7 protein-coding genes and 1 pseudogene are annotated in these 13,066 nt (G+C 34.2%); all 8 read right to left on the bottom strand.

The genetic code is table 11. The features are described 5' to 3' along the window. A pseudogene (locus tag GZ212_RS16090) lies at nucleotides 1-878 on the bottom strand (hypothetical protein); the annotation flags it as partial. 203 nt (nucleotides 879-1,081) lie between these two features. After that, on the bottom strand, nucleotides 1,082-2,572 hold the full coding sequence (locus GZ212_RS13970) for an aminotransferase class V-fold PLP-dependent enzyme (protein WP_166961476.1): 1,491 nt from the start codon (nucleotides 2,570-2,572) through the stop codon (nucleotides 1,082-1,084). A gap of 20 nt (nucleotides 2,573-2,592) precedes the next feature. After that, entirely contained in the window at nucleotides 2,593-4,587 is a 1,995-nt protein-coding gene (locus GZ212_RS13975; RefSeq protein WP_166961479.1) for a protein-disulfide reductase DsbD, read from the bottom strand. 27 nt (nucleotides 4,588-4,614) lie between these two features. Beyond that, a complete protein-coding gene (locus GZ212_RS13980) occupies nucleotides 4,615-7,569 on the bottom strand; it encodes a pitrilysin family protein (protein ID WP_166961482.1) in 2,955 nt (984 codons plus the stop codon). 256 nt (nucleotides 7,570-7,825) lie between these two features. After that, nucleotides 7,826-9,208 (bottom strand): TlpA disulfide reductase family protein, encoded by a 1,383-nt coding sequence (locus GZ212_RS13985; RefSeq protein WP_166961485.1) that lies wholly within the window; start codon nucleotides 9,206-9,208, stop codon nucleotides 7,826-7,828. 49 nt (nucleotides 9,209-9,257) lie between these two features. Next, nucleotides 9,258-10,469: a TlpA disulfide reductase family protein gene (locus tag GZ212_RS13990; RefSeq protein WP_166961488.1), complete on the bottom strand. Its 1,212-nt coding sequence runs from the start codon at nucleotides 10,467-10,469 to the stop codon at nucleotides 9,258-9,260. Nucleotides 10,470-10,573: 104 nt separating this feature from the next. Continuing rightward, on the bottom strand, nucleotides 10,574-11,548 hold the full coding sequence (locus GZ212_RS13995; protein ID WP_166961491.1) for a hypothetical protein: 975 nt from the start codon (nucleotides 11,546-11,548) through the stop codon (nucleotides 10,574-10,576). Nucleotides 11,549-11,623: 75 nt separating this feature from the next. Beyond that, the gene (locus GZ212_RS14000) at nucleotides 11,624-13,036 is read right to left on the bottom strand and encodes a RagB/SusD family nutrient uptake outer membrane protein (protein ID WP_166961494.1); all 1,413 of its coding nucleotides are present in this window, start codon (nucleotides 13,034-13,036) and stop codon (nucleotides 11,624-11,626) included. Nucleotides 13,037-13,066 lie beyond the last annotated feature (30 nt).

Below are 13,066 nucleotides of genomic sequence, written 5' to 3' on the forward strand. Positions count from 1 at the left end.
AGTTCGTCTAACTGTAATACTTCAACTTCTGTTGTAACGGTCTCTCCGCAAACATCCAATATCATTATCTGATAAGTCCCAGCGGCCAAAGGCATTATGTTTAGCTGCCCGTCTTCCAGACCAGAATTATAGCTCCAGCCGCCGCCCGGAAAGGATAAAGAAATGTTTTCTGCTGCACCGTTCCATTCCAGGTTTATGCTACCGGAATTGGATGCCTCTCCAAAACATATGTCATTTGAATAGGCTCCAGTAATGGCTAGTTCGTCTAACTGTAGTACTTCAACTTCAGTTGTAACGGTCTCTCCGCAATAATCCAATATCTCTATCTGATAGGTCCCAGCGGTCAAAGGCATTATGTTTAGCTGCCCGTCTTCCAGACCAGAATTATAGCTCCAGCCGCCGCCCGGAAAGGTCACCGATATATTTTCAGCATCACCCGTCCATTCAAGGTTTATGCTACCGGAATTGGATGCCTCTCCAAAGCAGATGTCATTTGAATAGGCAGAAACTATTTCTAAAGTTGGATTAGTAACTGTAACCGTTGCAGTACAGGTATCATCCCTACCCAAATCATCAGTAACTGTTAATATAACCTCTACAGGCGTACCAACATCATTACAATCAAAATCCGTTATATTTAAAGAAAGTGTCATTGAACTTCCATCATATACTGTAGATCCATTATCCAAATCGGCAGCCACAATGCTGACAGTTCCATTATTTCCCAATTGCACTGTAGCATCTTGACAAACTGCCGTAGGAGGTGGTCCAGCTTGACCATAGCTCACAAAAGTTCCTAATAATAAAAGCAATACCATTGCCATAGGTTTATATAAAAACCAAGACATGACATTACTTTTGAAAGTAATGTTTTTCATACTTAAAATAATTTTAATTAATAGCCAAATGTTATTTTACATAACAAAAATACCTAAATTGAGTTTATAATATCCTAAATTGAGATTATAAAATGTTGAGTACTTTTAATTTAGAATCAGTTTATATTATGATACATTTTCCTACATTAAAAATTAAGATTATGTTCATATTCCTAAACTAATAATATGCATTTATTTTCTACCTATATATCAAACCAATCATTGGTAATTAACTCTTCGGTATTCATGTTACTTACATGTAAAAATTCATTTTTGGAGGCGTTGTATGTATAATCCTTGCCCCACTCAGAAAAAGATTTGGATACTGCTTCAATGGCATCACATATACTTTCTAATTCCTCATTAGTCATGGTTGGATGAATGGACATCCTTACCCAACCTGGACGCTCCATAAGGCAACCCTCTAATATCTTCTGTTCTATGGCTTTTGAAGTCAACTGATCTACATGCAATAGGTAATGTCCATAGGTACCTGCACAAGAACAACCACCCCGGGTTTGTATCCCAAAGCGATCATTAAGTAACTTGACAACCAAATTGTAGTGCGCATTTTCAATATAAAATGAAAATACACCCAATCTGTCGGTGTGCTCTTCTGCTAAGATTGTTAGATTGTCAATTTTTGAAAGTCTATCAAAAACAATTTTATTGAGCTCGTGCTCTCTTTTCAAAATGTTTTCAACACCCATTTCTTCTTTTAACTGAATGGACAATGCGATTCTTATAGCCTGTAGAAACCCTGGTGTGCCACCATCTTCACGGGTTTCTATGTCATCGATGTAATCATGATCTCCCCACGGGTTTGTATAGGAAACTGTTCCGCCTCCAGGATTATCGGGCACTAGATTTTTATAAAGTTTTTTATTAAAAATCAATACGCCTGAAGACCCAGGTCCACCCAGAAATTTATGTGGTGAAAATGTAATGGCATCCAAATATTGCTCCTCATCCTCAGGATGCATATCAATAGCAACATAAGGTGCTGAACAGGCAAAATCAACAAAGCATAGCCCATTATTCTGATGCATCAATTTGGCAATATCATGATAATTGGTTCTAATACCGGTCACATTAGAACAACCTGTTATAGCAGCTATTTTTAAAGGAACCGATTGATGCTTTTTCAACAGTTCATTCAAGTTCTCCAAACAAGGCAACCCTTTTTCATCCGAAGGAATAACTTCTACCTTGGCAATGGTTTCCAGCCAAGAAGTCTGGTTGGAATGATGTTCCATGTGGGAAACAAAAATAACTGGTCTTTTCTCTGTTGGAACATTTGTGTGATCTTTCAGGTTCTCATTGAGCTTTATTCCCAAAATACGCTGAAATTTATTGATAGCTCCAGTCATGCCCGTTCCTGTCGTTATCAAAACGTCATCTGCAGAGGCATTGACATGCCTTTTGATAATCGTCCTGGCCTGATGGTAGGCCAAAGTCATGGCCGAACCTGTGATGGATGTCTCGGTATGTGTATTAGCCACAAATGGACCAATGTTATTGAGCAGTTTATCCTCTATTGGTCGATATAAGCGGCCACTGGCTGTCCAATCGGCATACAAGATTTTTTTCTTGCCATAAGGTGATTCAAATTCCTGATCATTGCCTACAATATGCTCCCTAAACTTTGAAAAATAAGCTTCAAGTTGCGTTGTATCTTTTACCTCTGAATCCATCTTTTAAAAATCCTTAAAAATTAACGCCTAATTTGTTTTTCAAAAACCTCTAATCCATTTTGCAGGAAAACCCCATATTCTTCTTCGCTTGGGGTATATCCCACGGGCTCTGTCAACACTTCATTTTTATTCGGATTGAACAAGACGTAGTACGGTTGGGAATTGGACTTAAAGAATTGGGTTTGAAAATTGGCCCATTTATGACCGTAATTTTTAAGTCGTCTTGTCCCCCCATTGACCCTGTTCACCTCTATTTGTTGATCCTCAGGAAGATCCTTTTTATCATCCACGTACAAGGAAATGAGTACGTATTCATTCCTTAAGTAATTGTCTATGTTTTCTAAAGGCCAAATATGCTCTTCCATCTTTCTACAATTCACACAGGCATATCCCGTAAAATCAATCATGATGGGTTTGTTGACCTGCTTAGCATAGGCAATACCTTCTTTCAAATCCTTAAAGGTTTTTAAATTATTTGTAGTTGTACTTGGCAAGATCCAACTGTATCCCACTGGTGGTGCCAAACCACTTAACAAGGTTAATGATGTAAACGTATTAGTCTCTTTATTTACCCTAAATCCCGATGCCAAATAAATGACAAAGCATGTAACCAAAATGCCTCCTGCTATTCTAGGGAATGATATTTTTTTGATAGGTGAATCATGAGGAAATTTAATTTTTCCAAAAAGATACAATGCCAGCCCTACAAAAATAATAATCCAAATGATCAAGAAAGGTTCTAACTTTAAGATCCCCCACCTTTTAACCAAATCGGCATTTGATAGGAACTTAAATGCCAAAGCCAATTCCAAAAATCCTAATATGACCTTGGTAGTATTAAGCCAACCACCCGATTTAGGTAAAGCATTCATCATATTAGGGAACATGGCAAACAAGGCAAAAGGTAAACCTAAAGCCAAACCAAAACCGGCCATACCTGTTGTAAGTTGCCACGCCCCACCATCAGCTGTCAATGAACCAGCCAACAACGAACCTAAAATAGGACCTGTACAAGAAAAAGACACTATAGCAAGGGTTAATGCCATAAAGAAAATTCCAATAATTCCACCAGCATTCTCTCCCTTGGTTGTTTTATTTGTCCAGCTTGCCGGTAATGTCAATTCATAATATCCAAAAAATGAAAAAGCGAAAAACATGAATATGGCAAAAAACACAATATTCAACCAGACATTGGTGGATATTTCATTTAAAATATCGGGGTTTACCGAATCTAAAAGATGAAACGGAACACTCAATATTAAATAAACCATTAATATAAAAAAACCATAAAGAAGAGCTTTTGAAACACCTGAGCTCTTATTCTGGTCTCCTTTTTTGGTGAAAAAGCTCACCGTTAAAGGAATCATTGGGAATACACAAGGTGTCAAAAGTGCTAGTAATCCCCCTAAAAAGCCTAAACCAAATATACTCCAAAATGATTTTTGTTCAACTGAAGTATTTGTAGTTAACTGAATATCCTCTGGAACCATCCCATACAATAACTTATTTGTTTGATTATTATCAACAGTATTGTTTTCTAGATTTTGTCCAGCTTGGGTTGTACCTTCAACAAGATTAAAAACCAATTCAACTTCGGTAGGTGGCAAACATTTACTATCATCGCACACCATAAACTCCACAAATCCTTTAATAGTTTTGAACTCCTTATCTACATGTATTTTTTGTTTAAAAACGGTTGATTTTTCAAAATACTTGATTTTCATTTTAAAAACCGGATCGTCCACAATATGGCCTTCTTCTTCGGAAGTGTTTCCTAATATTTTAAAGCTCTCCTCTCCATTCTCATAGGTAAACGTTGTCGCAATAGGGCCGTTTTCTGGAACTGTTTGAGAATACAAATGCCATCCCGCCTCAATATCTGCAACTGTTATCAAATGATACTCTGTTTCAGAAATTTGTTCCACAGAGGTCTTCCACTTTACTGGATCATGTATTTGCGAAGATGCATGGAATCCATAAAAAATTAATAAGATAAGTATCCAGTACTTTTTCATCACTTCAAATTGTTTTTCTTGTTTACATTAATATCCAAATAGTTCTTCCAAGCTTACCATTTGAAGTTCTCCTATTTTCTCAAGATCTTCAGTAGTAATATGATCTTTTGAACCAACTATACAATAGGTATAGAACTTATTTGCAACCTTTTGATTATGAAAATCTTTAATTTGCTCAAAATCAATCATATCTACAGCTTCATAAATAGATTTTCTTAAATCATAATCAATTCCTTTTTTTAGAGCGTTGTAATATAATCTAATAGGCTCGCCTTCTGTAATTCTTTGTGTCTGAATGGATTTCTTTATAGCTTCTTTAGCCAATTTAAATGATTCTTTATCCTCAGGTAAATCATTTAATAGCTCATTCATGGCAGCCACGGCTTCTAACATTTTATCTGATTGACTCCCAACATAAGCACTCATTTGAAACATCTGTTCCTTTTTGTATGGAATGGTATAGGATGCATAAGTAGAATAGGCCAATGCCTTAGACTCTCTAATAGTTTGAAAAACGATAGATCCCATTCCACCACCAAAATATTCATTGAAAATGGATATCATAGGCTCTTGAGAAACATCATATTGCTCTACATTTCTTACCCATCTTATTTCACTTTGTACCATGTCATAGTCAACAAACAATACCTTGTTTTCTAACTGCTTGGTATAATTAAATGTTTTCTTTTGCGGGTAGGAATTAAAAGTTTTAGGTAATGGGTGATTGACTTTCAACTTAGTTTCAAGCTCCTTAACCGTTAATGGACCATAGTAGGACACTTCATGTTTAAACTTTAACAATGAATGTAATAAGTCAACCAATTTTTTTGATGTAATGTTTTGAATATCCTCATTGGACAACACATCGTTGAACGGGTTTTTCTCACCATAAACTGCATAATTGTTCAAACCAGAAAAAATATTTCTCTTATTTGATTTATTATCTTTCCTAATTTTAAAAATTCTTGATTTTAATTCTTCTAAAGCATTTTCATTGGCTTCGCAATTGGAGATAACATATTCAAACAATGAGATTAGCTCATCAAAATTCTCATTAAGCCCATAAAAATTTACTGTAGTTTCCTCATTACTAACACTAATAGAATAATTACTCGCCAACGCGTATAATTTTTTATTCAATTCTTCTGACGAATATTTATTGGTAGATAAATATTTAAAATAACTTATTGCTAAAGGCAAATAAGCATTGTGATATTCTCCCATATCGAAACGATATGTCATATTGAATAATTGATTTTCATCATTATGCACATATAGCAATTCGGTATTCCCATAGGATACTTTTTGAAGGTCCTTTTTAAAATCAACCCAGCTTGGTTGAATGGGTTCCTCCTTCATTGATTTTATATTTTTCACAAAAGCCGACTGTTTACCTGCATTAGTTTCAATAGGAGTAATTGGCGGCTTTTCTACATTCATTATACTCTTATCCGTTCCCTTTCTTTTATATACAGCTACATAATTTTCTCTGAAGTATTTATTTGCTACCCTAACAACATCTTCCTTCGTTATTTTTGACAAATTGGTTAATGAGGCCACTTCCTCATCCCATGCATTAGAATTACTTTTTATATATACGCTAAGTAAAGAACTCAATCTTCCATTATTAAATTTTAATGCTTGTTGCTCCTGAAGTTTGTAATTAGATATTATAGCTGCTAGAAGGTCACTACTGAAATCCCCTTTCTTTAACTTCTCAATCTCCCCCATCAAAATATCTTTAACTTCATCTAAAGATTGACCTTCCTTTGGGGTTCCTGCAACGGCAAACACTCCATAATCCTTAAGTTGCATATGGAAGTTATAGGCCTCCTGCAAAACCTGTTTTTGCTTGATATTAATATCAAGTAATCCTGCCTTTCCATTACTCAAAACATTTGAAATTAAAGATAAGATTCTGGCATCTTTTGAATTATATTCAGGAGTCCTCCAAGCAATACGTATATTTTCGGCTGTTGGACCAAAGACCTCTCTTGTAATTGGTTCACTTATTGGTTTCTCTGGTTTTGGATTATAGCCATCAAATGTTTTAGCCGCCATATAGGAAAAATGATTGTCTATTTTTTCTATTAGCAAGTCTGGATTAAAATCGCCTACCATGATGATAGCCATGTTATTTGGCACATAGTAGGTTTGATAATAGTCTTTAATGGCAGATATAGAAGGGTTTTTTAAGTGTTCTATGGTACCTATCGTCGTTTGTTGCCCATAATTGTGCGTAGGAAAAAGAGCATCACTCATTTTTTCCATCACTTTTCTACCATCATTGTCTGAGGATCTATTTTTTTCTTCATAAACGGCTTCTAATTCTGTATGAAAAAGTCTAACTACAGGATTCCTAAAACGTTCTGCCTGTATATCTAAAAACTTATCAATAGCATTTGATGGTATATCTTCTTTATAAACTGTTTCCTCTACCCAAGTATGAGCATTTGTACTTTGAGAACCAATTTCTGTCATGAGCTTATCATACTCTCCTGCAATTGCATATTTTGACGCTTCATTTGATACTTGGTCTATTTTAGTATAAATTTCTTTCCGCTCATCTGGATCTGTTGTTTTATTATATACTTCATAAAGTTCTTCAATTTCCTGCAACAAGGGAGCTTCCTTTTCCCAATCTAATGAACCAAACTTATCAGTCCCTTTAAAAAGGATATGCTCTAAATAATGAGCCAACCCTGTATGTTCTTTAGGATCATTGTTACTTCCTGCTCTAACTGCAATATTTACAGCTATTCGAGGTTCCTTTTGATTGACACTTAAGATAACCTGCAATCCATTATCTAGGGTATAAAACCTTGCCTGCATGGGGTCATTAGAGACATATTTATACGTATAACCATTTGAAGTTTTCTCTTCCCAATGAAAATCATTTTGTTGGGAGAAGCCTTTAAATAAGCCCAAAAAAAATAGGACCAAAAGGAGTGACTTGTTGTTTTTAAAATTTATATGTTTCATATTCATTAAGGTTGTGTTTGCATTTAAGTAGTAAAATTTAATTCATTGCTTAAAGAACCGCCTCAAAATAATATGGTCTGAGGCGGCCTTCCTTTTAAACAAAAAACTAAAAACTACTTGTTACTTATAATTATTGAAATGGGATTATTTAGTTTTTTATAACACCCTCAGCTAAAGTAAACTGAAGGTGTTATGGACTAATTCAAATAATTCCCTTTGTTATTGAAAAATTTCTGTGAATAGTTTGTGTAATTACTTAATCCAGGAGTTGCTCTAAAATTTTCTCTAATTCTGAATTGGAAGGTCTTGGTGCATTTGCCATAATTATATTACTTTCTGGATCCAATAAAATAAACCTTGGAATACCTTTAATGTAGTAATCTTGAACAAACTGAGATTTAAAATCATTATCAGCCATTAATTGAACGCCTTCTAAATTTTCATCTTTCACCATTTTTTTCCATTTATCACGATCTTGTTTCCTGTCTATGGAAATACTAATAAATTCTATGTCTTTATCATGATATTTCTCTTCAACTCTTTTTAGATGTGGTATTTCTGCTTTACATGGTCCACACCATGTAGCCCAAACGTCTATATAAATGTACTTACCCTTAAAATCTTCTAAAGAGGAAGTTCCTCCCTTAAAATTTTCATAATCTAGGAACTTAGGTGAAGGATTCCCTTTTGCCACTTTTCTGAGCTCATGATAACTATTGGTAATTTCCTTTTTATGTTCTTCATTACTCGATCCTTTCATAAATTCTTCATAGTAAGCTTCTAATTCGTTGGTATAAGTAATACCAAATTGAGCTTTTTTATAGAGTAATAAATCTTTAATGGTTTGATTAGATAAGGTATTATAAGTCTTTAATATTGCCAGGTCTTCAGCAATACCGGTAGCTTCTGATAGTTCATTGGCTTCTCTTTTACAATAATCATTCAACAAAGAATAATATGCATAAGAAAATAAAAAGTCTTCTTCTCTATTGTAGTCAAAATTGTCAAGTTCCTTCAAAAATCCTTGGGAAACTTTAAAAGTTGAATCTTTAGCATAATAAGCATGGTTAGCTTCATAGTTAGAAAGATTACTTAAATAGGTATATTCTATATTTCTTCTTTCCTTTTCTATATACTTTTCTGGTAAATTCTCAGTAACATCAAGTAAAGCCTTAGAAACATTACGAACTTCATCTTGCTTTGATTTAAATGTTGATTCGTCTAAAAGGTATTTATTCACATCCTTTCCAATAACTTCCTTTTCTTTCCTCCTTTTTGAAATTAAGTAACTATTGATTTCTGATCCAACACCTTTAAATTGAATGGTTTCATTAAAATTCTCACTATCATAGTTAATTTCTAAGTCATCCCCTGCTTCTAAATATAAATACAAGAGATTGCTGCCATCATAAACCATCAAGTTCTCGGCCTTAATTCTTAAGGTATCTTTAAATGTTCCTGTACTATCTAAATCAATGGTTTTTGACAAGGAGTTTATCATACCACTGAACTGTAACTTATTCGTTCTTGAATTTAAAATAGTTCCATTGATAAGAACATAGTCTTTCTTTTCTGTTTCTTGAGAACAGGAAAGAAAAGCAAGAGGGGCAAAAACTAGCAAATAAAATAACTTCTTCATTTTAATAATTACTTTTAATTAGAGGATGGAATGTTATAACTAACCTTCTTTATTTAGTAGAAAAAATATCATCTAACATTTGATACATATCAATCTTTTCTGGATTCTTAGAGCTATAAATAATTTTGCCTTTTGGATCTAAAACAATTTTTGTTGGGAAAGAATTGACATTAAAAGGAATTAAGAGATTCGTTTCATTGGTGCTTCTTATGTGGGTCCAATCATAATTTTCTTTTTCAATAATATCCCTCCATTTTTTATCTGTATCTCCTTGATTTACCCCTACAACCGTAAAATTTTTATTGGCATATTTTTGACTATACTCCTTAATTTTTGGAATTTCCGCCATACAAGGACCACACCACGTTCCCCAGTAATCCAGTAGAACATAGTTACCTTTTAATTCTGACAATTTAAATTCTTTACCATTTAAGGTGTTCAATGTAGTGAGTTCTGGAGCAGACATTCCGATTCCTGTATTTTCAACTGCTGAAATTCGCTCTTTAGCTTCTTCATAAAAAGGAGTACCGTCCAAAGTTGAGCTATCAAAACCATTAAATAGAGCCTTTGCTTCTTCATGTGTAAAGTATCTTCTGTAGTAGGCATCATTAAAGACATAGGATGCAGCAATAGATTTGGGATGCGACTTAATAAAATCCGTTTTTAGGACAGTTACTTCCTTACCTAACTTATCCCTTCTTTCATATAGGCTTTTTACCTCTTCTTCATTTAAATCACTAGTAGAAATAGCTACTGAAATAGAATCCATGGTATTCAAAAGAGGGAATATTTGTGAGTTAATCAGCGCTAAATCATTATTAATACCTAATGAATCTGAAGGATATGCATCTACCATATAATCTACTATTTTTCCATTATAGGAGATTTTAGCTCCAGGAAAACCAATGAACCATAATCGGCTTAAATGTGCTTTGACCGAAGCTTGATATTCCTTGTCCCCTACCTTTACCTTATAACTTCTTAGAGCTTCAGGAACACCTATGTAATATAACTTATAACCCTCTATAGAATCCTTGAAAGTAAATTTTTGATCTTTTATCCAAAGGGTATCTCTATGATAACCAGACGGATCCTTATCATCTTTTTCATAGTATACCAAATAATCGCTCTCAAGTCCTTTTATATTAGCATTTAATGTGAATGTTTTTGGTGTTTCTCTCACTTCTTCACCAGACTTGTTTGACTTACAATTAAGCATAAGAATGGCCGTAAGCAAAAGGAGGTTTGCTTTAATATTCATGTCTATATGTTTTTTGGAAACCAAAACGAAGATTTTTTTCACCTTCGTTTTGGCAAGGTTTAATAACTTATAATCTAGATATTGATTGTTATTTAAAAAGGACTCTAATTGGTATAAATATTTGAAGGCCAATCTTGACCATCTGTTCTGGTAAGGGTAAATGTTCCATATTCATCATAGGAAACAGTGTAATAATAGGTCCATTCCACTGTAATTGTTGGGCCATCAACATCAATAATATTCCATTGTTGCTGCCTCCAAGTGTCATCTATAATTTCCACTAAACCAGTATCATAACTGTAACTAAGAGCTCCTGGTCCTCCGTAATAATAATCACAAGATAAATCACTTACGTCATAAACAGTAAAACTACCTGGTTGAAGTGCCATAGAAATGGTTCCTGTTTGGCCTACCTCTACATCACCCCAAGTAACACCTCCAGCAGAAACCTCAATCCATTCATAATCATAGGTACCTTCCCAAATAGGAGGAGCAATTTCCACAATTCTAGACCCCATAGAATAGGTACAATTAAAGTCAAAACAATCCTTACGAGTATCCACAACAGCACCATCTTGCCCAGTAATAACCCATTTAAATTCAAATATATCGCTTACCAAAACGTCCCCGTTATGGTTAGGTGAAAATTCACTACTAAAAAGGTCTGCGAGTTGGTCTTTGGTTACAGTAATCATAAATGTGCTTTCTGGGTCTACTATTGTTTCAAGTAACTTTCCTTCAGAACCACCCAAATAATTAAATGTTCCATCATTGTTTTCCTCTGCAAAAGCATAAATTTCAACTTTACTTATATCAGAAATAGGGAAATCTCCTATTTCCAATGACACTTCATAATCGATTGAGGTTAAGTACCAATACTCCTCACCTCCGGTCTCCAATTCAACATAATATTCAAATTGGTTTGACCCATTTTCATTAGAAGGTGTAAATTTCAAATAAGCATCATCTCTCCATGTGATTTCATAAGGATCTGGCATTTTCACATCATCATTTTCTTCACAAGATTGAACAATTGGAAGCAATAATAAGCCCAGACATAACAAAATTATTTTTTTCATTACTAATGTTTTTTAATTAAAGTTATAGGTTATATACTTTGGGTGTTCCTTAAAGAACATCCCTCAACTTGTGATTTAGTTTAAATTGGGGTTTACATCTCTTATGGATTGAGCAATTCTAACCACATAGCCATCATCTCCTGGACTTAAAGTAAACTCTTCTCCTGTTAAAGGATGAATTCTTGTATAGACAGGTACTTCGTCGCCATACACATGGTATCTTTTTTGGTCAAATAGATTTAAAGATGAGCCCGCTAATTCCTTTCTTCTTTCATCCTTCACCAATTGTAAGGTTGTAGCATTGTCAGTAAAAGCAAGTGGCGTAAAGGATTCTAATCTATTAGGCAGCAAAACATTTAACATATCAATAGCACCTTGACCATCTCCAGTGCGCACCTTGGCTTCAGCATTTGTTAGCATTAATCTAGGTACACTTAGCCCATTACATCGCTCTGAATTGGCGTACATGTAAATATAATTTGGAGACACATCAATACCCGTACTTGATGTTTGAGTTGCAAATAAATACCATCTTCGATCATTATCCTGATCATAAAGTGAAACCAAATCTGGAGAATAGAGATGAAATGGATTTGCAAATGACCAATAGATATATCGGTCCCATATAACTTCCTTATTTAGCGTACTAGAGTACCATTGACTTCCATTGTTATAACCAGACCATGGATTTGATGGATTTGTAAAATCAATAGTGTTGTAGTCATACAGAAAATCATATTGCTCTAAAGCAAGATTAGAGTTTTCAACTGCTTCTTCAAAATTGCCCATATACAAATTAACTTCTGCAAGTAAAGCATATAATGAAGCACGACCTGGTCTAAAATTAGCATAGGAATTAATGGCATCATAATTTGAATCCAATAAGGCTATAGCTTCATTTAAATCTGTTAAAATTTGAGCATAAACTTCACTAACCGAAGATCTCCCCAATAATGCCTGAAGATCAATTTCTAAAGGCATCGCTACCCCTGGTTCATCTGGGTTTGATGGATCAAAATGATGTGCATACTGATTAACTGTTAAAAAATATTCAAAAGCTCTTTGAGCCAATGCCTCTGCTTTAATGTTATTTCTTTTCGAGGGGTCAAAATTTCCAGGCTCAGCAGTATCTACATCTTCCAAAATTTGATTCATAACGTGGATGTAATAATAAAAATTATTGTAATCGCTATCTGCATCATCTGGATTGAAAATATCATGCTGCCAAGTATATGCATTCACACTTGGTGTGCTATTGGAAATACTATTAAAACTTTCCTCCGTGTGGTATACATCAGGATCTATAAACCTTGCATTTGTGCCAACAGAACGTAATATGGCATAATCGAGTAACATTTTGTCATAATCCTCCAATGTTGAGGGAATAATATAACCTGTTGGTTCAACATCCAAAAAGTCATCGGGACTTTGACATGATGTAAATGATACGAATATGATTACTATATAAATAATATATTTTGCTTTCATAGTTTTGCTCTTTTTATATTGTTTTAACAT

It is taken from the genome of Mangrovimonas sp. CR14, assembly GCF_011764015.1.
GTDB classification, from domain to species: domain Bacteria; phylum Bacteroidota; class Bacteroidia; order Flavobacteriales; family Flavobacteriaceae; genus Mangrovimonas; species Mangrovimonas futianensis.